This window comes from Streptomyces inhibens (assembly GCF_022221585.1).
Lineage (GTDB): Bacteria > Actinomycetota > Actinomycetes > Streptomycetales > Streptomycetaceae > Streptomyces > Streptomyces inhibens.
In genome coordinates this window covers 9087044-9113726 of sequence record NZ_CP084681.1, presented here as the reverse complement: position 1 = coordinate 9113726, position 26683 = coordinate 9087044, and the positions used below count along the sequence as shown (strand labels likewise).

Here is a 26683-nt window from a genome sequence, read left to right as displayed (position 1 = left end):
AAGCGACGAACAAGACGGGCGTTCCAGCCGACATCCGCATCGTTTTCCGAACGCGCCCCCTGATACCGAATCGCCCCCTCCCGCACATCCATAACGTCCCGCCAGCGGGCGAGTACAAGAAGGCTCGTCACGGCGGAGAGTCCAACCGGCCATGGGCGCCCAGCGGCACGCTCCGAGTTCCGAAGCCCGACACACACGGAGGAACGATCAATGCCCACCCCCTCCACCCCGTCTACCCCCTCCACCCCGTCTACCCCCTCCACCCCATCGCAGCCGGACCGCCGCCCGGCCACCCGCCGGTCAGCGCTCAAGGCCGGCGTGGGCCTTGCCCTGGGCGCAGGTCTGCTCGGCGCCGCTCCTGCCGCGGCAGCCACCCGCGACAACGCCAGGCCACCTGCCACCGGGAACAAGAAGAATGCGCGACTTCTCCAACGCGGTACGCCGTTGTGTGACCAGCCTGGCGACTCGGCAAGCGCTCAGGGACTCGGGTCCGGTGACCTGGCCATTCCGTACTACCGAGAGCACGACAGCTCATGGGGTTACGTCTTCGGTGACTCGTGGACCGGGATCCAGCAGACCGACGAATACATCGGGTCCCCCGTGATGCTGAACCAGGCAAGCTTCGACTCCTCCGGCGCCACACCGATCTCGTTCACCTGGGCGCAGCCCACCGGCGGCCGCGCCCGTCAGTTGTTCGACTATCAGCACAGGCAGAACAATGGCTACGGCGACGAGATCAGCCGAATCCCCAACGACTGCATCGAGTTCGGCGGTCGCACCTACATCCAGTACACGTCCGTCGCCACATGGGAGCCGCCCGCTGGTTACGACGGCTCGCTGATGTCCGGCGTCGCCTACTCCGACGACCACGGCGTGACCTGGAACGACTACCCCTATCACTGGCCCGGTGATACCCAAGGGACGAACCAGTCCATGTATGGAATGTGGTCGTTCGCGGGCATCGACCCCGACGGCTGGCTGTACATCTTCTCGAAGCGCTGGAACGGCACTCACGTCAACACGGGCGATGGCGGAGCAATCCAGCTGTTCCGTATTCAGCCGAACGACTTCCGCGACGGAAACTTCGGAGCCCAGCAGAATTGGGCCTACGTCAACAATTCCTGGCAGTGGACTACCTCGGCCGCACCGTCGGCCATCCTGTCCGGAAACAGAATCGGCGAGTTCTCCGTCAAACGGATCGGCAACACCTACTGCATGAGCTACTTCGACGTGGACGACTATTCGATCTGTACGCGCACCGCCCCTCGGCCGGATGCCGCATGGACCGCTCCCACTCCTCAGATCGTCGGCAACAACACATGGCCGGCGAGCCACTGGGGCAAGCCGCAGACCCCGTACCTCTACGGCGGCTACATCCACCCCGGCAGCGCAAGCGCCACATCCCTCACCCTGATCGTGTCGCAGTGGAACGGAAAGCTGAACGAGCCGCCCTACTGGGTACTGCAGTACGACGGCATCAACCCGTAATCGAATGGCACAGGGGCCAACGCCGTAGCCGCCGGCCGGACCGACGCAATGCGTTGCCATCACGGATTCAGCCGCGCATGGACCATCGATAGAGTGGTCAAATGGCTGAGAACTGGAGCTCGACAGACCTCGGGGTCATGCGCTTCCCCTCAGGCGTCCTGGTGCGCGGCCGGGGCCTGCGTTACCCCCTTCCCTCAGGACCGACGCCATCCTTCGCGGTCCATCTACTGGGCAAGCAGCCTCCACCCACCGAGTGGGACGCTCGATGGCTGCGCTGGCCTGACTTTTGGCTTCCCAAGGACCGCCGGCAGGCTCGGAATGTGTTCAAGGAGGCATTGACCCGGGCAGCGAACGAACGCGTCGAGATCGCCTGCGGCGGTGGGCACGGACGGACCGGAACAGCCCTGGCATGCATGGCCGTTCTTGACGGGGTCCCGGCAGACGAAGCCGTAACGTTCGTCCGCCGGCACTATCACCGTCGCGCTGTGGAAACCCCCTGGCAGCGACGCTTCGTACTGCGCTTCGAAGACGCCTAGCGCGCCAGGCTCTGTCGTCACATGTCACGCCGGCATCCGGAGTGATGCGAGGGTGACGGCCGCCTTGTAGGACTCGCTCGGCAGTCTTGGTGGCCGCCACCGAGTCGTTGACCGGACCACCGGAGACACGCCGGGCGGGAGCGCATCCCCCGCTTGGCCTGGTCGGTTGCCGTTGTGCATCCGAACGACGAAGCAGCACAACGGAGTTGAACGAGGAATCCCGTGGTGTTCGGGCCATCCAGCTGCCGCGATGGGGGTGGGTGGCCGCTCCTTTTGCGACCTGGGGCACAGCCCAGCCATTCAGCGGCCGGCGCCAGAGTGGTCGTTGCTCCGCGATCCGGTCGTTGTCGAGTGAGACGCTTGCCGAAGCGTGAGTGCGGCGACGACGGTGACGCCCATCGCCGCGGCGCCGAGCCAGGACGCTGTCGCGTATCCGGTGTCGGTGGGGAACCTCGAGCCGGCCGGGGTGTACGCGGCCAGGGTCAGGCCGCCCAGTGCGCTGCCGATCGAGAAACCGACGCTGCGGACCATCTGGTTGAAGCTCATCGCGCTGGAGGTCTCCTCCGCCGGGATGACGGCGAGGATCGCGGCGGGCATGGCCGCCGAGAAGACACCGACGCCCAGGCCCAGCACGCCCATCACCGCGAACGAATGCCACAACTGGCTGCGGGTCAGCGCGAACAGCGCCAGCGCCACCAGCACGGCCGTGCCCCCAGCTGCCAGCACCGTCGCCGGGGCGAGCCGCACGCGCAGCGGCCGCACCAGCTTGCCGCCGACGAACCCCAGCACGGAGAACGGCACCAGCACCAGGCCCGCGACGAAGACGTCGACGCCAAACCCGTAACCCGCCGACTCCGGCGTCTGCACGTACCGGGTCACCGGTCAGCAGCAGGTACATGCCGATGCCGCCGAGCAGCATGACAGCGTTGGCCCCCGCCACCGCGGGACTGCGCAGCAGCGCGAGATCCACCAGCGGCGCGGCGCACCGGCGCTCACTGCGCGCCCAAGTGCCGATCAGCACGGCCGCGACCACCAGGAGCGCGGCGCCGAACACCGGGCGATCGGTCCACACCGTGGTCTGGCTGAACGCCAGGAGCAGGGCCACCAGGCCGCTGTTGGTCATTGGTTCGCCTCGGTGGTCAGGTGCGAGAAGAGGCCGGCGTGGATGCGGGTGGTCGCCTGGCGCGCCCGGTCGGCGTCGAGGTCCGCGGTGGCGAGAGCGGCGTTGGTGTTGAGCAGCATCCCGTATGCCATGAACGTCTTGACCTGCACCGCGTCGAGGCCCGTGGCGTCGCTGACGGTCTGCCACAGCCGCCCGAAACTCTCCCGCACTGCCTCTCGCACCTCGGCGTCACCGCACGCGGCGAACGCCTGAAGCTGGAGCAGTAGCAGGGTGCGGTCCTTCAGGCTGGCGTCGTAGCGCAGGCCCATGGCTGCCAGCGCCTCAAGCCCGGAGGCAGGGCCGCTGATGCCGCGAGGCCGTCCGCCATCGCGGCGAAGGCGCGCCGGACGACCTCTACGATGAGTTGCTTCTTGGTACCGAACAGGCGGAAGACGTAGGCGTGCGTGATGCCCGCCTTGCGCGCGATCACCTCGGCCGCGTCAGAGCCCTGTGTCAGCTCTCTTGAGTGGATGTGGTGCGGAGGAAGTGCCCAAGGATCTCGTTGAAGGTGTCTGGGCGTTCCATGTTGGGGTAGTGGGCGGTGTCTTCGACAGTCGTCGCACGGCCGTTGACGACGGTGTGTACGAGACGTTCGGCCATGTTGATGTGGTCGTCCGAGTCGACGCCGCCGTTGATGGCCAGCACCGGGACCGTGATCTTCGCCGCCCGCTCCCAGGTGTCGGTCACGGGCACCATGTGCACGGGTTCGTCGCCGGTGTGCTTGGCGACGGTCCGCCGGGTCATCTCCCGCAGCCTGCACACGACATCCTGGTCGACGTCGTCGAGCGTGCGGTGCGGTCCTGCCGCGAGCCGGGTGAATGCCTCGACCCAGCCCTCGGTGTCACCCGCGGCCAGCGCTCGGGCTTCCTCGGCCTCGATCTCGCCCAACCAGGGGTCCTGGAATTCGGGTTCACTGGTGCCGACGCCGCTGACGACCAACGCACTTACCAAATCGGGGTGTTCGAGCGCGGTATCGACGGCGATGGCTCCGCCCATGGACAGCCCGACGAGGATCGCGGGGCCGACGTCGAGGTGACGCAGCAGAGCTGCGAGGTCATCGGTGTGACGGAACGGTTTGCTCGCGTTGGCGGATCCGCCGTGTCCGCGGGCATCCGGCGCGATCACCCGGTAGTCCGGCGCGAGTAACGGTATCTGGTCGTCCCACATGCCGTGGTCCAAAAGTCCGCCGTGCAGCAGCACCAGCGGCCGGCCTGCCCCAACGTCGCGGTAGACGAGGTGGCCGTCCCCGGTGTCGAACGAGAACATGTCAGTAGCATCAATCATGACAACCAAGGTTCCATCTCCTTCCGAAATTGGCAACCATGGTGTCATCCTGGTTGGGTGACTGATGCTGACACGCCACTCGCGCCCGACGACCTCGCCCACCGGCTCACTGAAGTGTTCGCCCTGGTCGGCCCGTTGTACCGACGCGTGCAACGCAAGGTGGAACAAGCAGCCCCCATCGAGGGGCTCTCCGTCGGTGTGCGCGCCGTCTTGGTCCTGCTCCTGGAACACGGACCCATGACCGTCCCGCAGATGGGCCGCGCACAGGCGCTGAGCCGACAATTCGTGCAGCGCATGGTCAACGACGCGGCAACCCAACGGCTGGTCGAGATCACCCCCAATCCCGCCCACCAGCGGTCCTCGCTGATCCGGCTGACCGACAACGGCAAGGCGGCCATCACCGCGGCAACCACCCGTGAGCAGGCCCTGCTGCGCCAGGTCGGCGGCGACCTGACCGACGCCGACCTGACCGCATGCGTGCATGTGCTCACGCAGATGCTCGAACTCTTCGACAACGTAGACGTGAACTGACTCTCATGCTGTATGCCAGTGCCCAAGTCGGGAGGGACTCAACGATGCGTGCGCACCGGTAGGAGCGGCTCGATCCGCGCCCGCAGTGCGTCCGACAACAGGTAGCTCCTCCAAGAACTCCTGACACAATGATCCCGGAAGCCGGTACTGTCGCCCGCCGGTCCCTGGCTCGACGATTCCGTGTGATTCACGCGGACACGGGCGGCCTTTCCCGGCTGACTGCGTCGAGTAGCAGTTTCGCGGCCACCGTCGCCCCGTCGGTGCGGATCGTGCCGGCCACGGCCCTCGCTCGTGCTCGGGTCTCGGGCGTCAGGGCCGTTCTGAGCGCGGCCGACAGGGACTCGACGGTCGGAGTCGGGCCGTCGTGTGCCGCGCCGATGCCCAACTCGGCCACCCGACCGGCCCAGTACGGCTGGTCAGCGATCAGGGGTACCACCACCTGAGGCGCGCCGGCCCGGGTGGCCGTCGTCGTGGTGCCCGCGCCGCCGTGGTGCACGACGGCGACTACCCGGCGGAACAGTGCCTGCTGGTTGACCTCGCCGACGACGAAGCAGTCATCGACGTCGTCGATCGGGGCCAGGCCGGCCCAGCCGCGGGCGAGGAGTACGCGGCGGCCTTGCGCACGGCTCGCCTCAATGGCCACCCGGGCGATGTCCTTCGGGGCGTGCGCGGCCATGCTGCCGAAGCCCACGTACACCGGCGGTTCGCCGGATTCCAGGAAGGCTTCCAGATCGGCCGGGAGCGGGCGTTCGTCCGGCATGATCCACGCGCCGGTCTGTACGACGTCGAGGTCCGTCATGCCCTGCGACGGACACAGCGTCGCGTCTGCCGCCAGCCACGGCTGGTCGGTGACGACGTACTCACGGACGTTGTCCACCGGCGGCAGGCCGATCGCCGCCCGATGGCTGTTGAGCGCCTCGCCGTACAACGCGTTCACCCTCTGGGCGTCCTGCTTCCACAGCACCCGGTTGTCGGTCTCGTCCTGCGGGGACGGCTTGCCCGGCCGCCTCCCCGGAGGGAAGTGCCGCGACGGCAGTCCGAAGATGTGGAAGCACGCGAACACGTAGCGGATGCCCAGTTTCTCGGCCACGTCCCGTGCGCCGGCCGGCATCAGGCCGGTTGCCAGCAGCACGTCACATCCCTCGGCCGCCGCTGTGAGCGTATCGAACCGCGCGGCGACCAGCTCGGGAGCGAGCCGGAACGCGTCTTCCGCCGTCGGTGGCTTCGTTCCGGCGACCACCGAGCGCACCGTCGGGCCGAGCGGCACCAGCGGCACGCCGACACGCGCCAGCAGCGCCGCGAACTCCTCGTCCGGCGGCGCGCACACCCGCACCTGCGCGCCGAGTTCCCGCAACCCCACCGCCAGTCCCGCCAGCGGTTCGACATCTCCGCGCGATCCCCACGTTGTCAACAACACTCGCACTTCGCGACTCCCATTTCCGCAGGTTGTGGCTTTCGGCCGCCGATTCTGCGGTACAACCCGGGTCTTGCCGCAAGCCCCCCAGTGCGCTATAAGTTGAGAGTGGCAAGGAGTGGGATCTCCTTGCCTTTGTCTTTTGGTCGTCCGCTGTGGAGTGGATGGACGGCCTTCTCGCGAAGCGGCGCCCGCCGCGTACGTCGGTACGTCGGTACGTCGGTACGTCGGGCAGGAGGATCTCCCCTGGGCCGCGCGCCGTCCTAGAACTCCTGACGCAGTGACGTGAGCAGCCTCCAGCAGATGAGTGTGCATCCGAGGCTGAGGAGAGCTTCGTGCATGTCGTCGCGGATCTCCCAGCGGATCCGCAGATGGCGGAAGTGGTGCAGGAGCGCGAAGGCACGCTCGACGACCCATCGCTGAGCGCCCAGACCAGAGCCGTGTTCGGTGTTGCGGCGTGCGATCAGTGGCCGGACGCCGAGTTCGCGCACCAGCCGTTGGTACTTGTCGTGGTCGTATCCGCGGTCCGCGAGGACCACGTCCGGGCGTCGGCGGGGCCGGCCGCGCTTGCCCCCGCACCGGCGGCACGGCTTCCAGCAGCGGGACGAGCTGGGTGACGTCGTTGCGGTTGCCACCGGTGAGCGTGACAGCGAGCGGGATCCCGGTCCCGTCCGTGATCAGGTGGTGGGACAAGCGGCTGGTCTGCTCCGATGCTGATCGCGCTGAGCGGCCACGAGAACATCCGCAGCCTGGCCATCTACGTCGATATCAGCGCCGAAGCCGTCGCCGGCGCTCGCGCCCAACAGGACCCCGCCCGCCGTCACCGCTCATGCAAGGAACGCTGCACCGCAGAGTCTTCCTGCCGTGTTCCGGCCGCACCCCGTGTTGGGTCCACGCGCTCGAGCTTGGTCCAGCCCGTCCAGCCTCGCTTCTTCAGCAGCTCGATCAGTCGACGGGCCGGCGGCGCGGTGTCGAACGCCAGGGTGTCCATCAGCTTGACGAACGGTGGCTCGATGTCGGCATCGTCGACGTAGTCCTCGCCCTGCTCGTCGGCCATCTGCGTGATGTAGGCGGCCAGTTTGTCGGCAAGCTCGACCAGCCGTGGGTCGTCGTCGGGGCGGTCGAGAGCCTGGCCCAGGGTGAGATAGAAGTCGATGAGCCGCGGGTCGGCGATCTGCTCCCGCTTGCGTGCCATCCATTCCGGGATTCGCGCGGGTGAGTGCGCGGCCAGCGGGATCCAGCCGTCGCGTTCGACCTGGACGATCCGCTCGTCGACCCCGAGCGCCCGCAGTCGGTCGAGGAACTCGACCACCTCCGGGGGCAGCGCCAGGCTGTCCCCGGCGGCGAGGCAGGCGATCCGCTCGCGGTGCCGCTGCCGCTCCCGGATCTCCGCCCGCAGCCGCTTGTCGATGTCTGCGACCGCCGCGGCGAACTCCTCCTCGTCGGCCTGTAGCAGCTTCCGCACGCGCGCCAGCGGGACCCCGGCCTCGGCGAGCGTCCGGATCTTGATCAGCTCGACCACGGCGTCGGCGCCGTACCTCCGATAGCCGGAGTGGTCCCGCTCCGGCTCGGGCAGCAGCCCCTTGGCGTGATAGTGCCGCACCGCGCGCACCGTCACTCCGGCGTACGACGCCAACTCGCCGATGGTCAGCATCGAACCGGTCTCCCAGGAGCTGTTCAAGTAGTCGGCCTGTCGTTGGCTGGGTGGTGTGCGCTCCGGATGATCTCCGCGATGTCCGGGGCGTGAGTGAAGGCCAGCCGGTGATCGGCGTCGAGCCATGACGTGGAGATGTGCGGCCGCTCGCGGACGAGTCGCTCGATGCCGGCGCGCCAGAGCTGGTTGTGCCGCGGTGCACGCCCTTCGCCGCTGTCGCCGGCGATCGAGGTCGACATGATCATGCTGATGGGGCGGTCGATCTTCCGGTACCGGTCGAGGATTCCGGACCGAACCACATCGATCTCGAGGTTCAGGTCGTGGATGTCCTGTGCGGTGAGCGACACCTGACGCGCAGTGCCCCTGGCCCGCCCGGCTTCTTGCCGCGTCGCCAAGTCCTCCGCCATTGCGCGGAATTCCGCCAGGTCGGCGTCGGTGATGAACGGTTCGGGCAACGGGTTCGCCCCGTCGATGAGGACAAGCCCGGCGACGGTGTCCGGACACTCGGAGGCATAGTGCACGACCAGGTCCGCGCCCAGCGAGTAGCCCACGAGCACGGGCGCCTCGGGCAGGTCGAGGCGGCCCAGCTCCGCCAGCACAGCGACGAGATCGCTGAGGAACGCCTCGAAGGAGTACCCGTCGGCGGCCGAGGCCAGGCCATGGCCCCTGAGGTCGAAGGTCACCACGTCGTGGTCGCGCCGCAGCAGCTCGGTCAGCTCGTGCAGGTCGGCCTGTGTCGAGTTCAGTCCAGGGCACAGGACCAGCGGTCGTCCCCGGCCGCCGCGGGACACCGGGATCGTGACGCCGTCGTGGTGGACCGTGAAGTGCCGCATCGTCCTGTCGCCTCTCTCGATCCGCTCCCCGTCATCGCCGGTCGGCATGTCGGTGATCGTCCGTTGGTGAAGTCTCTGGTCGACTCCGGCGACCACCTCATGGTCGCCGTACGACTCGCGCAGTCCGGCGACCTCGATCGCACTGGTTCTCGTAGTCATGCCGACCATGCTGAGAGGTTGCCCCTGCGTCAGGGTCAACCGTCGCCGCGACCTGACCTCCGCACACCCGCAGCCGCCGACCTCTGCCCCCACACCGGCCGGGGCCGGCTGTCGTACGAGCACGCCGCCGAGTACCTGTTCGAACAGGCCGCCAAGCTGCACGACCACCCCGAGTACTCCACCCGAGTACTCCGCGAACACGGCCTTGACGTCGAGGTCGAACACCTCCACGTCCGCCTTCCTCGCGTACTCAAGACGACCGCCCCGTGATCAATTCCTCAGTCCGGAAAAGGGCCCCGCCGCGCGGCACGGATACGGCCCATCAGCGCCGTCATGAGCTTCGGGCACGTTTGGGACCGGCGGTCAGTGACCAGGTCTCGGATTGCGGACCTGGAAGCGTACAAGCGGTTGCACAAGCGGCGGCCTCGCACTCGTACCGGCGCCCCGGTGCGAGTGCGAGACCGGCGAAATGCCACCCCAGGTGGATCACTTGAAGGCCGCGATGTTCCGCGCCGCCCACTCGGCGAAGGTGCGAGGCGCGCGGCCGAGGACCTGCTCGACGTCGGGGCTGATGCGCTGCTCGGCGGGGTTGGGCTCGCCGAGAATGGCGAGAGTGGTCTCGGCCACGGGCTCGGGCATGAACTGCAGCATCTGCGCGCGGGCCTCGTCGCGGGTCTGCTCGATGAACCGGATCGGCTCGCCGAGCGCGTCACCGATCGCCTCGGCTCGTTGCCGGGGCGTGCTCAGGGCGGGCCCGGTCAACTCGTAGGCTTGGCCGGCGTGACCGTCCTCGCGCAGGGCTGCGGCGGCGACCTCGGCAATGTCGGACGGGTCGACGATCGGCAGGCCGACGTCACCGAACGGCGCGGCGACGGTCCGTCGGGCACGGACCGACTCGACCCAGGCGTACGCGTTGGAGTCGAAGCCACCGGGCCGCAGAACCGTCCAGTCCATGCCCGACCGCCGTACGGCATCCTCGAAGGACAGCCCCGTGCCCCCGTGGGAGGACGACTGCGGTCGGGTGACGACTCCTTGGGAAGACAGCAACACGATCCGTCCGACTCCGCCGGCTTTCGCGACGTCGAGGATGTCCCGTGGGCTCAGCAGATGCGCACCGGCACCGGAATCGTGCAGGAACAGCGCGTCAGCGCCGTCGAAAACGGGCCGAAGGCTCTCGGGGACGGCAAGGTCCGCCTGCCGGTGCCGGACACCCTCCGGCACGGCCGCACCCGAGACCCCTCGGGACACCGCCGTCATCTGCTCACCGGCTGCTGCGAGTGCCTCCACGAGCGGTCGCCCGACATTCCCGGTGGCTCCTGTAATCACGATCATGATCAACTTCCCTTTCGATATGCACTGTGGCCATTCACATTGGCTGTCATTGCCGCGTCTTCCGGCTTACGGCTTACGGCTTACGGCTTACGGCCGTACCACGCCACGAGTCGGTCGATGTCCGGCGCGTCCGCCTCGACGTCCACCACCGCGGCGAACGGCACCTGGCCACCGCGCGGTTCGGCCGGCACGGCGCGTCGCATGGCCGCAAGGGAGACCGCCAGCACCGCCGGGTCCCAAGAGGGGCGCTGGCCGGTCGCGGTGGCCAAGTCCCAGGTGTGCAAGGTGAATTCAGTGGTGTAGACAACGGCGGCGGCCGCACCCGGCAGGGTGCCGAACGGCAGGCGCAGCGGTCGGCTCAGGATCGTGGGATCGGACCACACGGCCTCGACATCGCGGGCGGCGGCGGCCCACTCCCTCACCCCGTCGCCGTCGGCGACATCGTCCGCGATGGCTGGCACGCTCAAGGGGTCACCGCCGCGTCCGATAACGGCAACCCTGCGCAGGATGGCGATGAGGTGGTTGGACAGCTGCCGGACGGTGTACGCGGTGCAGGGCGTCGGTCCGTCAAGCTGGTCGGCACGAACGGCGGCAACGGTGCGCCCGGCCAATCCGACGGCCTGCACGAAGCCCGGCCGCGGATCAGGGTCCGGGTTGGCGGCGGTGACGGCGGTGACGGCGGTGACGGCGGTCAGCGTCTCGCCGAGGTTCTCGGTTTCGGTCATGACGCCATCCTGAAAGGCAAATAGGCCATCTTCTGGCCAGTTTCTGAAAGAGAATGATCGGCATGAGAGCTGATCGTCTGGTGGCAACGCTGCTGTTCCTGCAGACGCGTGGACGGGTGACCGTGGCCGAGGTGGCAGCGGAGCTGGAGGTGGCCGAACGGACGGCGCGCCGCGACCTGGAGGCACTGGCGACCGCCGGCATTCCCGTCTACTCGCAGCGCGGGCGGGGCGGCGGCTGGTCACTGGTCGGCGGAGCCCGCACCGACCTCACCGGGCTGACCGCCGATGAGATCCGGGCGCTGTTCCTCGTCGCAGGACCGTCCTCCACCACGCCCGAGCTGCGAACGGCACTGCGCAAGCTGGTACGGGCCCTGCCGGCAACCTTGCGCTCGGATGCCGAGGCCGCATCGCGCTCCCGTGTTGCCGACGGCACGGACTGGTCGCGTACGGCCGTCACGGCCACTGAGCCCCAACTCGACGCGCTCCAGCGTGCCGTGGTGGACGGAATACAGGTCCGGCTCGGGTACGCCGGCCCCGGCAAGCCTGCCGGCGAGCGGACGGTCCATCCGCTCGGCCTCGCGTCCAAGGCCGGCGTCGGGTATCTCGTCGCCGGCACCGACCACGGCTTGCGGATCTTCCGGCTCAGCCGTGTCACCTCCGTCGAGGCGACCGGCGATCCCGTCGTACGGCCGGACGACTTCGACCTCGCCACGGCCTGGCATTCCCTCGCCGCGCGGATGGAGGACCGCATGCACGCGGCGACCGTGCGGGCCCGGGCCGAACCGGGCGCCGAGGCAATCCTGCAGCGGCTGTTCGGCGGTCGACTGCGGATCGGCCGACCGCGTCCCGACGAGTGGATGGATATAGAGATAGACGGGCCATCACCAGAGGTTCTGGCGGCGCAACTGGCCGGGCTGGGAGCGCGTGTCGAGGTCCTCGACCCCCCAGAAGCGAGGGAGCGGCTCGCGCGTCTGGCGATCGAACTCGCCACCGTCTACGGAACACCGACGAACACCGGCAACGATCCGACGATCCCGGCCGGGACCGTCCCCACACCGCCGTCGCCAGAGCCCCGGAGTGCAGGTTCCGGGACAGAGGGGTGACGAGCCTCCCCAGCCCGGTCCGCCTTCACGTAGCCGCGTATCAACAATGAAGCCCGCTCCGGAAGTCCGAGCGGGCCCGATGCGCCCCTCGGTGCGGACTACGGGCTCGGAGAGCAACTCGACGGCTGGTCATACCGGGATACTCGGCGTTATCCGCGTGGACGCGATCGGCCTCAACCGTGCCGAAGTGCTGTTCCGCAGCGGCCAGTACATCGAACCGGTCAAACAGTTCCCCGCCCGGCTCGGCGCCGAGGCCTCGGGAGTGGTCGAGGCCATCGGCGCGCACGATCGGGGTCCCGCTTGCTCCAGCGAAGCCGAGAGCTTGGGGAAGGGATTCGAGGTCGGCCGGCCGGTCAGCGTGGTGCCCGCGTTCTCGATGAACGACTACGGCGTCTACGCCGAGCGCGCGCTCGTCCCCGCGAGCGCAGTGGTGCACCGCCCCGACGGGCTCGACGCAGTCGACGGCGCGGCGGTGTGGATGCCCTACCTGACGGCCTACGGGGCGCTGGTCGAGGTCGGCGGGATGCGGGCCGGAGACACGGTGGTGCTGACCGCCGCTTCCAGCAGCGTGGGCCTGGCCGCGATCCAGATCGCCCGGCGCATCGGGGCGGTGCCCATCGCCACCACCCGCACCCGCGCCAAGAAGGACGCGCTGCTCAAGGCGGGGGCGGCCGATGTGATCGTCACCGACGAGGAGGACATCGCCCCGCGAGTGCTCGGCCTGACCGGAGGACGGGGCGCCGAATTCGTCTTCGACGCTGTCGCGGGCCCCGGCGTGATGGACCTGGCCAAGGCCGTCGCCCCCGGCGGCACGCTCTTTGTCTACGGGGCGCTCAGCGGCGAGGTAGCTCCATATCCCGGTTTCGAGCTCGGCATGCCCGCGCTGAACATGCGCACCTACACCCTCTTCGAGACGACCACCGACCAGCAGCGACTGCGCCGGGCCGAGGCGTTCGTCTCCTCAGGCCTGCGTACCGGTGCTTTCCGGTCCGTCGTGGACCGCACCTTCGGGTTGGACGAGATCGTCGAAGCCCACCGCTACCTGGAGGCAGGCGCCCAAGTAGGCGAGATCGTCGTCACCGTCGACCACTGACAGTCTCGCCGGTCCTGACGCCGCCCCGTCTCGGGTCGACATTGCGATGCCGTCCGCCGGCGCCGAGACGGACGCGGACGGCTGCCGCCCGGCTGCAAGTTACCGGCAGGCCTGGAAGCGCCGTACGTGAGAAGTCTGCTTGTCGTGCTCACGCAGCCGAGGAATTCCAGGCCGACCTCGCCGGCCTTCAGTTCCTCGGCCGGCGTTGCCGGCTCGATGCCGCGGCCGAGTCGCTTGTGCTCGCCCCGGCGGGGGACGGTCCCCACGGCGCGGAGAGGGCCGTGGGGACCGTCGAGCGCCGCACGACCGGCCGCCGGGGTGGCCTCGGTTCTCTCAGCCCGACCGCGTCTGGGGAACACCCACGGAGTGTGGGCGTTCCCCAGCCGTCTTCCTTGCCTCATCCCCCGGCATGGCGAAGTGCTCCTGCCGGTGAAGGTGTTGAGCTGCTTGTAGGCGGTTGTGGGTGCGGTCGGCTGTTGCGGTTATTCCGTGGGCCGGCGTGCCTGTCGTACTTCGCGGTGGATTGCCCAGGCGTCCGCTACTGGGCCCACGTGCCCGAGCTTGTCGGGGTTGATCACCGAGCGGATCGTCTGGATCTGCCCGTCGAGTACATCGAGCGCCAGGGTGTGGAGCACCTTGCCGTCCCGGTCACGGAAGATCGCGCCCGGCTGGCCGTTGACCTCGTGCGGCTCGAACGTCACGTCGATCCGGGCCATCCGGAGGAAGACGGAGGCAAGCAGCCGGGCCACGTTCGAGGCGCCGATGACGGCCCTGGCCAGCTGCGGGGCCTTGCCGCCGCCGTCGCCGACCATCGATACGTCGGCGGCGAGCAGTTCCTGCAGGCCGGCGACGTCGCCTTCACGGAGGGCGTCGAAGAACCGCGACGCCAGTTCCTCCCGCTCTTTGCGGACCGCTTCGAAGCGCGGCCGCCCGGCCTCCATGTGCCGCCGTGCCCGCACCAGCAGCTGCCGGCACGCCGCGTCCGACCGCCCCACCGCCGCGGCGACCTCGTCGAACCCGAAGCCGAACACCTCCCGCAGCACAAACACCGCCCGCTCCAGCGGGCTGAGCCGTTCAAGGAGCAGCAGCGCCGCCATCGACACCGAGTCGGCCAGCTCCACCGACCGCGCCGGATCCTCATAAGGGTCGGCGAGCAGCGGCTCGGGAAACCACGGACCCACGTACTCCTCCCGCCGTACGCGCGCGGAGCGCAGCACATCGATCGAGAGCCGCGTCACCGTGGTCGACAGAAAAGCCTTGGTCGACGTGGGCCGGGTCGCCGAGCCGTCAAAGCGCAGCCATGTCTCCTGCACCGCGTCCTCTGCCTCACCCACACTGCCCAGAATCCGATAGGCAATCGAAAACAGCAGCGGCCGCAGCTCCTCGAACTCCTCGACCTTGCTCACGCCGAATCCCCTCCCCGGGAAGCCCTCCCACCCGGCCGTACGCGCCGGCGCGGACATCTTCTGGTGATCATCCGGACCACCGGCGGGCCAGAGTAACGCCCCCTGGCCCGGGGCCCGGTGGCCCGCAGCCGGACCCCGGGCCGATTGCTGACGCCGTTCAGTGGAACTGCCCGGGCTCGTAGTTGCCGGCCGGCTGCTGGGTGATGACGTTCAGCCGGTTCACCATGTTCATGAAGGAGACCAGGAGCACCAGGGCGGTGAGCTGCTCCTCGTCATAGTGCTTGGCGGCATGCGCCCACACCTCGTCGCTGACCCCACCGGCCGCATCCGCGACCCGGGTCCCCTCCTCCGCCAGTTCCAGCGCGGCACGCTCGGCCGCGGTGAAGACCGTGGCCTCCCGCCACGCCGCCACCAGGTTCAGCCGCACCGAGGTCTCGCCGGCAGCGGCGGCCTCCTTGGTGTGCATGTCGATGCAGACGGCGCAGCCGTTGATCTGGCTCACGCGCAGCGCCACCAGCTCCTGCGTCGCGGCCGGCAGCGGCGAGTCCTTGAGCGACTTGCCCACCGACATGAAGTACTTGAGGGCCTTGCCGGCGGTCGGGTCGGCGAAGAAGTTCAGTCGCGCATCCATGGTGTGCTCCTCCGTGGTCGTCCGTGGCTACATCCCTGAGACGGGGTAGCCCGACCCCCTGTGACATGGACGAATGTGACCTGCGTCTCCCGACTGTCGGCGCATGTCAGCCTCTGAAAGCTAGGGCTCCCGGGCCGAAGGTGCGCGGGCTCAGCCCGGTGAACGGGGCTCCAGGACGGCTCCGACGCCGTGATCACGCCAACCGCTGGGCCGACCTGGCCCGCGACTGCGGATACCCCGAGGGCAGCAAAGGCGCCGACACCTGGGCGAGCTTCCGTATCGCGCGGCTTCCCGGTCCCGGGGACTCCTGGCCGCTGATGGCGCACAAGTTGCCCACGGTCCACACGACCGTACGCAACGCCTGGGATGCCGGGCAGCTCGCCTTCGCCGATCCTGTCCAGGAGCGCCTTGGCCGGGCCGCGTTGCTCCTGGAGTCGACGGGCACCTGTATGTGCGCTGCGGCGAAGCCGGTGACGACCAAGTGGCCGGCCGAGACCGCGGGCGAGGCCCTGGCGGCACCGTTCAGCCTGTACCTGGACCGAAGCATCAGGGGCTGCCCTGCTCCCGCCCCAGCCGTAGCGCACTCACCCCTCGCGGCCGTCGTCATCGCCGTCCAGGTCGGCCGCGTCCGGGTCGCGCAAGGGCCGCAGCCCCTCGCGCGGGACGGATGCGGTGAAGCTGTAGCGGATGCTCTACGAGATCTGCGCCCTGGCGGAGGAGATCTTGGGCGTCAACATCGAGGAGCCGGACCGGGCCGGGCGCCGGGCGCCGGTGAAGGCGACGGGGGCGGCCGCGCGGCGCCGGGGCGGTCGGGCGCGTGAGGACTTGGTACTGGAGACGGTCCACTGGGACGTCGGCACCGCGCTGCTGCTGCCCCGCCTGATCAACGGCCGCACCCGCGGCCGGTGTTCGTCACCCACCGACGCCCGGGACCGGGCAAGGTCGTCTCACCGCGGGTTGTGTGCCCGGACACCGGGCCGGCCCGGCTGTCGTACGGGCCGGCCGGGCTGTCGTACGGGCAGACCCGGCTGCCGTACGGGCAGACCCGGCTGCCGTACGGGCAGACCCGGCTGCCGTACGGGCAGACCCGGCTGCCGCATGGGCAGGCCCGCGCGCTGCTGGACCAGCACACCGCGTCCGCCGGGCGTGACACCGGCTGGGACCCGCACGAGTGGACGCACTCCGGCCTGACCCACCTCGGGGAGGCCGGAGCGAGCCTGCTGATGCTCATGGCCAAGTCGAGGCATCGCAAGCGCCCCGACAGGCCGGACTGCTGATGGCGGCACTAGCTCTGCGGGACGTCAGCTCTACGAGACGTCAGCTCTGCGGGACATCCTTGACGAACACGATGCCGTCGCTGTCCGCCAAGTGGGCCGGGTCAAGCGGGGAGTAGCCGAACCAGGGGGATACGCGGGGCGCGGGCGGCGTGTCGCCGAGGGCGGTGGCCAGCCGGGGGGCGTCGATGACGTAGCGGTCCTCCGGGAGCGCGTACAGGAGTCCTTCGAGGGTGTCCGGTGGCGGGGTGTCCACTCCCTGGTGCCGGATCGTGCCGAGGGCCGTGGCCAGGAAGGCGTACTCCTCGCCCAGGTGGGCGCTCACGATCGCGCCGGCGCTCCACCACTCCAGCAGCGGCTGGTCCCACATGCGCATCGTGCTCTTCTCCCGCTGGAGATGGGCGTTGTGGGCGTGGACCAGTGCCGGGCCCCGTTCGGCGACAGCGAGGAGGTTGTCGGCCATCATCTGGTCCCGCAGGCCCACCAGCCGGGTCATGCGGGCCGGTGAGGTGTCGGCCATCCAGTAGTGGTAGCGCAGCAGGCCGGTGGCAGTGCGCCCGTACAGGCGCGCCCGGTCCCAGTCGTTCCGCGAGGTAGCCGTGATCAGGTGCGGCGTCTGCGCGTCGAGCAGCGCCACTAGATCGTCGGCGAGCAGCCGCAGTTCCTTGGCCTCGGCCGACTGCCCCACGGACTGGGCCGGGTCCATCATCACGGCGGGATTGGTCCACCGGTCGTCGGTGCCGAGCAGACGGTCGAGCGTTTCCGCGGTGCAGGGGAGCAGGTCCGCGTCCACCCGGGTCGCGAGGTAGCCGTGGAGTGCGGTGAGGGCCTGCCGGGGGCTCGCGGCGCCGGTGATCTCCAGCGGGCCGTCGAAGCCTGCGAAGCGGAGCCGCTCGGACGCTTGCCGGCCGTCGTTGTAGGCGCGCATCCAGCGCACGAGCTCGCGGTTGGCCGCGGAGGTGCCCCAGCCGTGGCTGAATCCGTGCTCCATGACCTCGTCGAGAGTGCCCGTGCCCGAGGTGACGTAGTCGTCCACGACCAGGCCCATCATGCAGTCGCTCTCGATCGCGATCGTCCGGTAGCCCTGCTGCTCGACGAGCTGCCGGAAGAGCTCGTTGCGCAGGTCGAGCAGAGTGTCCTCACCGTGGGTGGGCTCGCCCAGGGCGAGCACCCGCGGCCGGGCCGGAAGCAGCTCCATGACGGCGGCAGCCTCGACGGCATGGACGGTGTCCTTGATGTCAGTAGCCATGCCTTCAACGGTATCGTTGAACCCTCGGTTGAAACTTTCTCGCGATATCGGCAGGCCCATGGGACGAAACCTTCAAAACGGCGAACGGCTCAGGCCGGTTGATCTGGCGCGCGGGCACGGTCTGTCCACGCAGGCGGTCAGGAACTATGAGGAGGCCGGCATCCTTCCGGCCGCCGGTCGCACACCCCACGGCTACCGCACCTATACCTCGCTGCACGCGGGCGCCCTGCGCGCGTTTCTCGCCCTGGTGCCCGGCCACGGCCACCAGACGGCGACGTCGATCATGCGGGCGGTGAACGAGGGCGCGGCCGAGGAGGCGTTCCGCCTCATCGACGAGAGCCACGCCCAACTCCTCGACGACCGACGGACACTCCAGGCCGTGGAGAGCGCCCTCCGCGACCTGGAGCCCACCACGGCGTCCGAGCCCGGTGTGGGGTCCGAGCCAACCGTGGTGTCCCGGCCCGGCGGCACGTTCATCGGGCCGCTGGCAGGGAAGCTCGGAATCCGGCCCGCGACGCTGCGCAAATGGGAGCGCGCCGGGCTGGTGCGCCCGCGCCGCGACCCGCTGACCGGGTACCGCGTCTACGACGAGGCCGACGTACGGGACGCCCGGCTGGCCCACCAACTCAGGCGGGGCGGCTACCTGTTGGAGCAGATCGCCCCGCTGATCGCCCAGGTGCGGGCGGCCGGCGGGCTGGAGCCGCTGGAGACCGCACTGTGCGACTGGCGCGGCCGGTTGTCCGCCCGCGGGCGGGCGATGCTGACCGGGGCCGCCGAGCTGGAGGCGTACCTCCGCGAGCGCGGATGAGACTTCGGCCGCCGGGCGAAGAGAACGAGGGTCACCAAGGCTTCCGTCTCGGCTGACCCGTCGGCCGATGTCGGCGGATCACACAGGGGTCGCAGGCCACCGGGCAGCTCGGGGAAGTGGAAGGAGTACCGGCTCAGCATACCCGCGGCGAACATCGCGCTCGCCGCCAAGGCCGGCTCGGTTCGAACGGTTCGGACGCACGCATCACACCGTCCGCGGTGGCTCCCGGCAAGTAGCAGCCGGTGCCGGTTCGCAGGTTCGGACCTGTGGTCCAAATCAGATGGCGAGGGTAGTGCGGTGCCCTCTACTCTCGCGGCCGTGACCACAGACGACACCGGAGCAGATTCACGTAGGGCAGGCTTGTCGATCCGGCAGGAGCACAGTGACGACCATCCGGCAGTACACGCGCTCCACCTTGCCGCGTTCGAGGGCGATGAGCATGTGCCGGCTCTCGTGGACGCCCTTCGCGGCGCGGCAGCGCCCCTGGCGCCGATGTCGTTCGTCGCCACGATCGAAGGACAGGTGGTTGGGCACGTCCTGCTGAGCGCCGGCCGACTCGATGCCCCGCACCGGATCGTGGACGTCCTGGTCCTGTCACCGCTGGGAGTGCTCCCGCAATTCCAGAGCCAGGGCATCGGCACCCGACTCATCGAGCACGCCCTCGCAGCAGCCGATGCCCGACGCGCGCCACTGGTCTTCCTCGAAGGCTCGCCGCACTACTACGCAAAGCGCGGCTTCGAACGCGCCGACAAAATTGGCTTCCGCTCACCGTCGCTACGCATCCCGGCCCCCGCATTCCAGGTAGTCCGGCTGGCAGCACACGAGCCCTGGATGACTGGCACCCTGGTCTACTCCGACACCTTCTGGGCGCTGGACTGCGTGGGTCTGCGCGACACTGAAGCGTCCGCCGGTGCACCGTCGGCACTCCCAAACATCGGGCCTTGAGTCGTAGGCGCCCAGGTCAGACCGACCGAGGCCGTAGCTTCGGCGTCACAAACGGCGATCGAGGATCAGCAGTCCGTCGGGCACGAGCAGGTTGATGGCCTCCAGGACCTCCACGGGCGCGGCCGCGGCAAGCGCGGCCGCCTCCAGGAGGGCAGCGAGGCAGTGTGAGGGCGCTGGTGAGGAGCTCAGCATCAGAGCACTCCAACTCCGCCTGCATGGCCCGTATGTACGTCAGCGCGGGTAGCTGTTCGGTGGTGAGTTCCTGCGCGGCGCCGTTCGGAATGCAGACGCCGGGGACACTGCCGGTAGCCTCCTCGCCGAGGAAGATCCACCGGCGGCCACCGGGACTGGCCGGACGCTTGGCGACGAAGCAGAAAGGCGTCAGAGAAGGACCGATACCGTGGCTTTGTGCCACACGTCTCCGCGCTCCTCGTCCTCGACATCGACATCGACATCGACATCGACATCGACATCGACATGCAGAACGCCCCGGCGGCCATCGCGTACCGGGCCGCCGAGACCGTCGCCGCGACGGGATCACCTCTTACCCCAGAGGAGGATCGAGGCGCGGCCCGGTAGGCGGTGGCGCTCTTGTCGTAGCGGATGGCCAGGCGGCATGTCCGTGGGGACGTTCGCCAACCTGATGACGGAAGACAGGGCCGACCTGGACCGGCTCATCGAGGCGGGCGACATGCCGCTGGTGTGCCGGGCTCACCGTGCACGTCGCCGAGGAGCACCTCTGACCAGCGAAAGAGCGTCGGGAGACAGCCGCAGTTCCCCCAACGGCTTTGACTTCTTGCGCTGACCAGATGGCGAAGGTGAGTCTGGATCCGGGGCCGAGGCAGCCCGAAATGGGTGGCACGCAGTCGCGTGCTCCGCATAGTTTGTGCGCTCGTGACTGATGACCCGAAGCGCTCATCAAATGCCTCATCGGCGTCCACGGAACCGACCGTGGCGGCCTCCGACGAGTGGACAACAACGGCTGAGCGTCCGCTGGCGCAATCCGAAACCGCCGAGGGATTGTTCTCCGGGACGTACGTTGCCGCCACCTCCTGTTTCGCCGCGGTGATGTTCCTGACCGGGCTCGCCGCACTGGCCGTTGGCCCCACGCTACCGACGGCTGCACGAGATCTGGACGGGCTATCGCTCTACCCGCTGGTGGCCGGATGCTTCGTGGCAGCGAGCCTGCTCGGCGGGATGCTGGGCGGTCATTGGGCAGACCGTGCGGGGGCGCAACGTCCGCTTGCGGCGGGCATGGTGCTGGCGGTGGCCACCCTGTTGGTCTCGGGTGCCAGCACCTCGATCTGGCAGCTGGCGGCCGGGCGCTTCCTGGACGGGCTGGCGGGCGGGATGGTCACGGTGTCGATCAACACTGCCATCGGCCAGGCCTACCCCGAGCGTCTGCGGCCGCGCGTGCTGGCGTTGATGAGTACCTGCTGGATCATCCCGTCGCTGGTCGGCCCTCCGCTGGCGGGACTCGTGGCCGAGTGGTGGTCCTGGCGCGCAGTGTTCTTCGGTCTGGCCGCTCTCACCATCCTGCCCGCGCTTGTAGTGGTAGCCGTGATGCGCAGCCCTTCCTGGGCGGCCGCCCCCGCCCCGTCGGAAGACAGGCCGCCGCGCCCCGCGCTGATGGTTGCGACATGCGTAAGCCTGGGTGCGGCGTTGGGGCAGTACGGCGTCTCGGGCTGGAACATGCACCATCTGCTGTTCACCGCGGGCGGGTTCGCCTTGCTGGCGGTGTTCGCCTCACGGCTGCTGCCGCCGGGCACCTGGCGTGCCGCACGCGGCCTGCCGGCCACAGTGCTGCTGCGCGGCCTGGGTTCAGGGGTGTTCTTCACGCTGGAGGCGTACGTGCCCCTGCTGTTGGCCACCGAACGGGACGCGCCTCCCATGGTGATCGGCCTGGCCTTCACGGGTGCTGCCGTGGCCTGGGCCGGCTCCTCCTTGGTGCAGGGGCGGCTACTGGAGCACTGCCCCCGGCACCGCCTGGTCGTGGCCGGTGCGCTGGTGCAGGCGGTGGCAGTGGCGCTCGCGGTCGCCGGGACGCTTCCCTCAACGCCCGCGTACACCGCCGCATCGGCCATGGTCGTCGCGGCCGTCGGCATGGGTATGTACGCCCCTTCCCTCACAGTGCTGTCACTCACCCATAGCCCGCCCGGCCGTCAGGGCTATGCCAGCAGCGCGATGCAGACAACCCAGAATCTGGGCCAGATAATGGTGTTGGGCGTCTCCTCCGCCTTGTTCAACGCCTGCCTGGACGCCGGTTCGACCGACGCCGTCGGCTACGGCGCCGCCTTTGGGCTGCTGCTCGCGCCATGCGTCCTGGCCACCGTGCTCGCCACCCGGGCCCGCTGCGCGTGAGCAGAACTGCTTCCCCGTAGGCCTGTCGCCGCTCATGTAGCGATCGGTTGATGAACAAGACAGTTGGGCCCCCTCGGGCCCGTACTCCCTGAATGACATGGACAAGCGGAAGCTCCCACAGAAGACACGCCAGATGCGCCCACGCCGGAGAAGACGGCTACGGCGCCCACAGCATCTCGCCGCGCTCCGCATCATCCGCAGGCACTGCACCGGCCACGCTGACCAGGACCCGCGGATCCGGCTCGGACACCGCTCATCCCGCGCGCTGGTATCGGCCTCCGGCTCGCCCAGCGGCTCGTACGAGAACACCTCCCGGTACTCCCCCTTGCCCTTCCCCTTCCCCTTGCCCGCCCCTTCCTCCCTCGCAGCACAATGGCGCTCCGGGCCACACCACGCCCGACGTTGCGGTTCTGCACCTCGCCGAAGTACCAGGCCGCCACCGACAGAAACGGGCTGTCCTCGGCCTTCCTCGCCTCCTCACAGGAAGCGAGCCGTTGACGGAAGAACTCCACAAGAAGCTCCCCGACGCGGTGATCACCGCTGCGTGCACCATCGCCGACAACACCACCCATGGCGCCTGGGCGATCCGCCACCCCAGCGGTACAAAAGCTCCTGGCGTCTGGCTGGCACGCTCAAGAAGACGACTGGTACGCGGCATCCAGCTCGACGACCCCGACTGCCTCTTCCCCTGGTATGCGCTGGCCCAACTCGCCCTGCTCGTCGAATGGCCCTAGATCACGGCCCTTGACCGACAGTTCACTCGGAAGAAGAACGATCCCGGCGACGGACGAATGGCGGAAAAGAGCCAGCATTGTGCACAGTTCGCTGCGACAACGTAAGTACGAAGCAGAGGCAGCAAATCCTCGCCATCGCCACACTTCCGAAACGCCGGAGCAGCGGGCGAAGCGACTCAAGGAATCTGCAGCAGAACGCCGTCGCCCGGGGTGAGGTCGGTCAGATTGCGGTCCAGCGTCTGTGGGAAGCCCACCCCGAGGAGTTTGATGACTACCTTGCCGAGGAGTACCACGAGGCCGGCATCGCATTGCCCGACGCCCTGGCTCGCCGAATGGCCCCCCGGCTCGAACTGCAGGCTTGGACGCTGCTGCACTCGCCATTACGTGCAGTCTCCACGCGAGCAGAGGTGAACCATCTCTGGTCGTCGGCCGGGTCGCCACCTCCGTGCTTTCCACACGAGCGGAGGTGAACCGTCCGCCGGACGCCTGCGCTTCGGCCAAGATGCGTGCTCTCCGCGCGAGCGGAGGTGAGCCGTACAACGCCTTCACCACCGACGACGCACTGCCGCTCCGTCCAGGCGGAGGCGGAGGCGGAGGCGTACCGTGAGTTGCCGCTCTGCGCCCAAGGTCCTCAGTAGTCGATGGGGGAGGTGGCAGGCACGTCGAGATCGTCCTCCAGGTCGACTTCGCTGAAGCTGTTCGCGTAGACGGGTTCGATGAAGACGTTGCTGTAGTCGGGCTTCGCCGGGCGAGGGAGATTGCCAACGATCTTGTTGTGCGGCTGCGGTGTCGAGTGGGGCATGACGTTCCTTGGTGTTCTACGGCCGTAAGCGGTGGTCGGGCTGTGATGGGTGGCAGGGGCGGGCTGGCGTCCGACGGACTTCTGGATGCGGCGTGGGCCGGCCGTAACGTCGGGGGCCGATGCCGCGGCCCAGATGTCAGTGAGGTTCAGCTCCGCCGACGTAGCCGTGGAGACGATGTGTTGGGCCCGTCCGGTGTGGTGCCGTACCGGGTGTCGGTTGGTGTCGGCGAGGAGCTGTGAATCGCTCCAGATCCTCGATTCGATGATCATGATACGTGTATCGGGCTCAGCAAATCCTGTCAGGCGACGCGTGGGGTGAACCGCCCACCGCGCAGGGCGGAGAGCAGGCACCCCTGTGCTCTCCGCGCGAGCAGAGGTGGACCGCGGTCGGCGCGGGCGCGTGGCACACAAGGTAGTGCTCTCCGCGCAGGCGGAAGCGAACCAAAGCTGGCGGTCGCTGCCACGTCCACGTCGGTCGACCTGACGCCCAAATGATCGCGGGCCACACGGCGACGGACGGGGTGCAGGCTCCGGGCCTCATGGCTCCGGGCCTCATGGCTCCGGGCCTCATGGCTCCGGCCCGATGCCCGGTGGGGCTATTTCCGGCGGGCGATCGTGATGATCTCCCTGCTCGTATCAGTGACCGGCCCGCGGTGCCAGTCACCGTACCGGGCCTCGGTCTCGAAGCCCGCGCCGACGAGGAACGCGTCGAGCGTCACACCGTCGAGGAAGCGCAGGCTCGTGCGGTCGACGCGGAGCACGCTGCCGTCGGGCTCGGCCGTCGTTTCGGTGAAGGTGACGACGTCGTCGGCGACGGACTCGATCTCGTGCCAGATGCGCAGGGCGCGGCCGGCCTCGTCGGCGATCTCGGATACCCTCGACGGGTTCCAGTCCTCCCAGGCACGCGCTTGCGGGTGGCGCGTCTCGAAGGCGAAGCGGCCCCCCTCGCGCAGCGCCGCATGGATCGCCGCGAGCGAGGCGCGCAAGTCGTCGTCGGTGACAAGGCATTGAAATGCGTGACTGGCCATCGTCGCGAGGTCGAATTCGGCATCCCACCCCGCGTTAGCCGCGGTGCCCTCGATCCACTCGATGTCGGCGCGACGCCGGGCCCGGGCCAGCGCGGCACCGTCCGGGTCGAGGCCGACGAGACGTCCGCTGTGGCCCTGCTCGCGCGCACGGTGCAGCATGGAGCCGGTCCCACAGCCGACGTCCAGAACCGAGTCGGCGGCCATGACCAGTTCGTCGTAGAAGCCATCACTGGGCCAGAGCTCGGGGTCCCACGGATTCAGCAGGTCATAGAGCGCGGCAGCGTCAGCGTCTGAGAACACCGCGACAGTATCCACGCACCGTCGACGACTACCAACCGGTTACCCGCAACAGGGCGAACGTTGGCAGCGGCGGCGCTAGAGGCAAGACCCCGTTCCCGTGCGACATCCGTCAGCTCTCTGCTGCCTGCCGCATGATCAATTACGTAATCAATCGCCGGGGCTGCCCTCGGTGGGTGACAGGCGCGGAGCCCGGCACGAACACACTCAACCGATAGGTGGTCGGGTGCACCAAGCGCCCGCACAGTGTGTCCATTCGGGCCATCGACCAGTCGATCTCATTGCGCTCGGCACGCAGTCGGCGAATCCGAGATCGCCATTCCGACACGTCCTGAGTCTCGACGACCACTTCCCAGCGTCCCGCGTCAGCGGCCAAGCGATCGGCATCCCCCTGACGCATCCCCTGCTGCTGTCGCTGCCTCTTCCGCTTCCTCTGCCCTGGCATGGGCCCAGCTTCGCGGCGCAACACCACTGCAGCAAGACCTTTTTGCCTCTGCCGAGGCTCAGCCCGCCGGTGCTCATTTGCCAGACAGACCCTTCGGCCATTTCTGCCAGATCGTTGGTCCGCCTGGTCCGCTTGATCTGCTTGATCTGCTTGATCTGCCGTGTCGTTGACTGATGCGCAGTGGGCGCGGATGGGGTGTTCTGCCGGGCCGGACACCGGAGTGGGGCGGTCGATGGCGGAAGTACGGGACGGCGGCGGCCGGCGAGGCCCAGTCCAGGACGGGCTGGTGTCGGATCACCGACTGAGCGGTCCCACCACCTCAAGCCCTGAGCAACGCCCGGAGGTCCCACACCCGCATACGGCGGTCCCGGCCCGCAGTGACGGCTACGGGACGGCCCTCGAAGTGGGTGATACGGACGGCGAAGACCTCTTTCTCGTGCTCGGTGAGCGGCACCCCGAGCAGCCTCCGGCCCGCAAGATCCCACACGCACACCGTGCCGTCCTCACCGCCGGTCACCGCCACCGGCAACCCGTCGACGACACCGACGTCCATGCACTCGATATCGTCCCCCGGCACGGCGAACGGCGCTTCCCATGCACCGGTGTCGGGATCGCCCATGACAAGCGCCCGGCCCCCGGCAGCCACCACGCGCGCGTGGCTGCCCACAGTCACAAGACCGACTCCGCGAACCACGAAGTCGAGGTCGTCGAATTGGGTCAACGCCTCTTCAGCTCTGATGTCCCACACCAGCACGCTGCCGTCATAGGCGCCGGACACCACAACCGGCCGGTCCCACAGCCGGCCCGCGGTGACACCGCCGACGCCGTCGCCGTGCCCAGCCAACTCCACCTCGTCGGCCGCGGGATCGGGGTCGCTTTTCGAGGCGTCCCACAGATGTACGGCGGGGCCGGTGCAGCCGCTGAGGAACAGCGTCCGGCCGTCGAGCTCCATCGTGGTCGTGGAGGCCACCCCGCCGTGCTCGTAGCGGGCGTGCGTCCGTACGGCACCGCTCGCCAGATCCCACTGCGCGAACGGCTGGTGGTCCCCTCCCCCGCCCACCACGACCCGCCCGTCGACGACCGCGGCACCGATCGTGAGGATGTCGCTGAACTCGTACTCGTCCTCCGGCCGCCACGGCATGTCGAGCCGATGCCCGGCCCACTGGTCCCGCAGCGGATCCCAGCTGAAGACGTCACCGCTGAAGTCGGTGCTGACAAGGAGCGGACGTCCGCCGACGACGACGATATCGAAATCCAGGATCGGTGAATCGGAGGGGATCCGACTGGCCAGCAGGAGTGAGGACGAGGACATGCCGCGATCGTAGTGTTCCGGCCGGGGTCGTTGGCCGAGTTGGTCCGGTCAGTGTCAGGGGCAGGGCAGGGCAGGGT

The 26683-nt window shown here is 68.9% G+C and carries 27 protein-coding genes and 3 pseudogenes; 13 read left to right on the top strand and 17 right to left on the bottom strand.

From position 1 onward, the window contains the following. Positions 1 to 210: 210 nt before the first annotated feature. Positions 211 to 1488, top strand: a complete 1278-nt coding sequence (locus tag KI385_RS40985; RefSeq protein WP_238577069.1) for a glycoside hydrolase family 183 protein — start codon at positions 211 to 213, stop codon at positions 1486 to 1488. Between the two features lie 101 nt (positions 1489 to 1589). Then, complete coding sequence (locus tag KI385_RS40980; RefSeq protein WP_238577068.1) at positions 1590 to 2024, top strand: protein-tyrosine phosphatase family protein; 435 nt, start codon at positions 1590 to 1592, stop codon at positions 2022 to 2024. A 300-nt stretch (positions 2025 to 2324) separates the two neighbouring features. Here KI385_RS40980 and KI385_RS40975 read toward each other — a convergent pair whose 3' ends face one another. From KI385_RS40975 to KI385_RS40965, 3 genes are all read right to left on the bottom strand, one after another. Next, a complete protein-coding gene (locus KI385_RS40975) occupies positions 2325 to 2903 on the bottom strand; it encodes an MFS transporter (RefSeq protein ID WP_238577067.1) in 579 nt (192 codons plus the stop codon). A 240-nt stretch (positions 2904 to 3143) separates the two neighbouring features. Further along, positions 3144 to 3455 carry a hypothetical protein gene (locus tag KI385_RS40970; protein WP_238577066.1) on the bottom strand — a complete coding sequence of 104 codons (312 nt, stop codon included), beginning with the start codon at positions 3453 to 3455 and terminating at the stop codon, positions 3144 to 3146. A 184-nt stretch (positions 3456 to 3639) separates the two neighbouring features. Further along, a complete protein-coding gene (locus tag KI385_RS40965) occupies positions 3640 to 4470 on the bottom strand; it encodes an alpha/beta fold hydrolase (protein ID WP_238577065.1) in 831 nt (276 codons plus the stop codon). Positions 4471 to 4527: 57 nt separating this feature from the next. On the opposite strand from KI385_RS40965, the gene KI385_RS40960 reads away from it, so the two are divergent. Further along, positions 4528 to 5001, top strand: coding sequence for a MarR family winged helix-turn-helix transcriptional regulator (locus KI385_RS40960; protein WP_238577064.1), 474 nt, complete (start codon positions 4528 to 4530; stop codon positions 4999 to 5001). Between the two features lie 187 nt (positions 5002 to 5188). Here KI385_RS40960 and KI385_RS40955 read toward each other — a convergent pair whose 3' ends face one another. The 4 genes and pseudogenes from KI385_RS40955 to KI385_RS40940 form a co-directional block, all read right to left on the bottom strand. Beyond that, positions 5189 to 6424 (bottom strand): glycosyltransferase, encoded by a 1236-nt coding sequence (locus KI385_RS40955; RefSeq protein WP_238577063.1) that lies wholly within the window; start codon positions 6422 to 6424, stop codon positions 5189 to 5191. A 254-nt stretch (positions 6425 to 6678) separates the two neighbouring features. After that, a pseudogene (locus tag KI385_RS40950) lies at positions 6679 to 7102 on the bottom strand (IS5 family transposase); the annotation flags it as partial. 133 nt (positions 7103 to 7235) lie between these two features. After that, a complete protein-coding gene (locus tag KI385_RS40945) occupies positions 7236 to 8069 on the bottom strand; it encodes a MerR family transcriptional regulator (RefSeq protein WP_238578052.1) in 834 nt (277 codons plus the stop codon). Between the two features lie 23 nt (positions 8070 to 8092). Beyond that, complete coding sequence (locus KI385_RS40940; RefSeq protein ID WP_238577062.1) at positions 8093 to 9061, bottom strand: alpha/beta fold hydrolase; 969 nt, start codon at positions 9059 to 9061, stop codon at positions 8093 to 8095. Positions 9062 to 9079: 18 nt separating this feature from the next. Between KI385_RS40940 and KI385_RS40935 the strand changes: the two genes are divergently transcribed. Continuing rightward, positions 9080 to 9331 (top strand): hypothetical protein, encoded by a 252-nt coding sequence (locus KI385_RS40935; protein ID WP_238577061.1) that lies wholly within the window; start codon positions 9080 to 9082, stop codon positions 9329 to 9331. Between the two features lie 216 nt (positions 9332 to 9547). Here KI385_RS40935 and KI385_RS40930 read toward each other — a convergent pair whose 3' ends face one another. Further along, entirely contained in the window at positions 9548 to 10393 is an 846-nt protein-coding gene (locus KI385_RS40930; RefSeq protein ID WP_238577060.1) for an NAD(P)H-binding protein, read from the bottom strand. Positions 10394 to 10473: 80 nt separating this feature from the next. Next, positions 10474 to 11118 (bottom strand): TIGR03086 family metal-binding protein, encoded by a 645-nt coding sequence (locus KI385_RS40925; RefSeq protein ID WP_238577059.1) that lies wholly within the window; start codon positions 11116 to 11118, stop codon positions 10474 to 10476. A gap of 62 nt (positions 11119 to 11180) precedes the next feature. On the opposite strand from KI385_RS40925, the gene KI385_RS40920 reads away from it, so the two are divergent. Next, positions 11181 to 12221, top strand: coding sequence for a helix-turn-helix transcriptional regulator (locus KI385_RS40920; protein WP_238577058.1), 1041 nt, complete (start codon positions 11181 to 11183; stop codon positions 12219 to 12221). Positions 12222 to 12378: 157 nt separating this feature from the next. Next, positions 12379 to 13314: a zinc-dependent alcohol dehydrogenase family protein gene (locus KI385_RS40915; RefSeq protein WP_238577057.1), complete on the top strand. Its 936-nt coding sequence runs from the start codon at positions 12379 to 12381 to the stop codon at positions 13312 to 13314. A gap of 482 nt (positions 13315 to 13796) precedes the next feature. Here KI385_RS40915 and KI385_RS40910 read toward each other — a convergent pair whose 3' ends face one another. Then, positions 13797 to 14720 (bottom strand): RNA polymerase sigma-70 factor, encoded by a 924-nt coding sequence (locus KI385_RS40910; RefSeq protein WP_238577056.1) that lies wholly within the window; start codon positions 14718 to 14720, stop codon positions 13797 to 13799. 157 nt (positions 14721 to 14877) lie between these two features. Beyond that, positions 14878 to 15351, bottom strand: a complete 474-nt coding sequence (locus KI385_RS40905; RefSeq protein ID WP_238577055.1) for a carboxymuconolactone decarboxylase family protein — start codon at positions 15349 to 15351, stop codon at positions 14878 to 14880. 684 nt (positions 15352 to 16035) lie between these two features. Between KI385_RS40905 and KI385_RS44765 the strand changes: the two are divergent. Both KI385_RS44765 and KI385_RS44760 read left to right on the top strand, forming a co-directional pair. Continuing rightward, positions 16036 to 16346 (top strand): annotated as a pseudogene (locus tag KI385_RS44765) (site-specific integrase); the annotation flags it as partial. 105 nt (positions 16347 to 16451) lie between these two features. After that, positions 16452 to 16604 (top strand): annotated as a pseudogene (locus tag KI385_RS44760) (site-specific integrase); the annotation flags it as partial. A 64-nt stretch (positions 16605 to 16668) separates the two neighbouring features. Here the strand turns inward: KI385_RS44760 and KI385_RS40895 are convergent. Further along, the gene (locus tag KI385_RS40895; protein WP_238577054.1) at positions 16669 to 17874 is read right to left on the bottom strand and encodes an erythromycin esterase family protein; all 1206 of its coding nucleotides are present in this window, start codon (positions 17872 to 17874) and stop codon (positions 16669 to 16671) included. A 58-nt stretch (positions 17875 to 17932) separates the two neighbouring features. Between KI385_RS40895 and KI385_RS40890 the strand changes: the two genes are divergently transcribed. Both KI385_RS40890 and KI385_RS40885 read left to right on the top strand, forming a co-directional pair. Beyond that, complete coding sequence (locus KI385_RS40890) at positions 17933 to 18682, top strand: TioE family transcriptional regulator (protein ID WP_238577053.1); 750 nt, start codon at positions 17933 to 17935, stop codon at positions 18680 to 18682. A 318-nt stretch (positions 18683 to 19000) separates the two neighbouring features. Next, complete coding sequence (locus KI385_RS40885) at positions 19001 to 19627, top strand: GNAT family N-acetyltransferase (protein ID WP_238577052.1); 627 nt, start codon at positions 19001 to 19003, stop codon at positions 19625 to 19627. Positions 19628 to 19672: 45 nt separating this feature from the next. Here the strand turns inward: KI385_RS40885 and KI385_RS40880 are convergent, their stop codons facing one another. Next, positions 19673 to 19819 carry a hypothetical protein gene (locus KI385_RS40880; protein WP_238577051.1) on the bottom strand — a complete coding sequence of 49 codons (147 nt, stop codon included), beginning with the start codon at positions 19817 to 19819 and terminating at the stop codon, positions 19673 to 19675. Between the two features lie 216 nt (positions 19820 to 20035). Here KI385_RS40880 and KI385_RS40875 point away from each other — a divergent pair, with 216 nt between their 5' ends. The 3 genes from KI385_RS40875 to KI385_RS40865 all read left to right on the top strand — a co-directional run bounded on the left by KI385_RS40875 (position 20036) and on the right by KI385_RS40865 (position 22722). Further along, positions 20036 to 20206 carry a hypothetical protein gene (locus KI385_RS40875; RefSeq protein WP_238577050.1) on the top strand — a complete coding sequence of 57 codons (171 nt, stop codon included), beginning with the start codon at positions 20036 to 20038 and terminating at the stop codon, positions 20204 to 20206. Between the two features lie 372 nt (positions 20207 to 20578). Then, positions 20579 to 21988 (top strand): MFS transporter, encoded by a 1410-nt coding sequence (locus KI385_RS40870; RefSeq protein ID WP_425357033.1) that lies wholly within the window; start codon positions 20579 to 20581, stop codon positions 21986 to 21988. A 494-nt stretch (positions 21989 to 22482) separates the two neighbouring features. Further along, complete coding sequence (locus KI385_RS40865; protein ID WP_238577049.1) at positions 22483 to 22722, top strand: immunoglobulin domain-containing protein; 240 nt, start codon at positions 22483 to 22485, stop codon at positions 22720 to 22722. Between the two features lie 176 nt (positions 22723 to 22898). On the opposite strand, the gene KI385_RS40860 is transcribed toward KI385_RS40865, so the two are convergent. The 4 genes from KI385_RS40860 to KI385_RS40845 form a co-directional block, all read right to left on the bottom strand. Next, the gene (locus KI385_RS40860; RefSeq protein ID WP_238577048.1) at positions 22899 to 23096 is read right to left on the bottom strand and encodes a hypothetical protein; all 198 of its coding nucleotides are present in this window, start codon (positions 23094 to 23096) and stop codon (positions 22899 to 22901) included. Between the two features lie 257 nt (positions 23097 to 23353). Further along, a complete protein-coding gene (locus KI385_RS40855; protein WP_238577047.1) occupies positions 23354 to 23794 on the bottom strand; it encodes a hypothetical protein in 441 nt (146 codons plus the stop codon). Positions 23795 to 24120: 326 nt separating this feature from the next. Continuing rightward, positions 24121 to 24852, bottom strand: a complete 732-nt coding sequence (locus KI385_RS40850) for a class I SAM-dependent methyltransferase (protein WP_238578050.1) — start codon at positions 24850 to 24852, stop codon at positions 24121 to 24123. A gap of 761 nt (positions 24853 to 25613) precedes the next feature. Continuing rightward, positions 25614 to 26606, bottom strand: a complete 993-nt coding sequence (locus KI385_RS40845) for a WD40 repeat domain-containing protein (protein ID WP_238577046.1) — start codon at positions 26604 to 26606, stop codon at positions 25614 to 25616. Positions 26607 to 26683 lie beyond the last annotated feature (77 nt).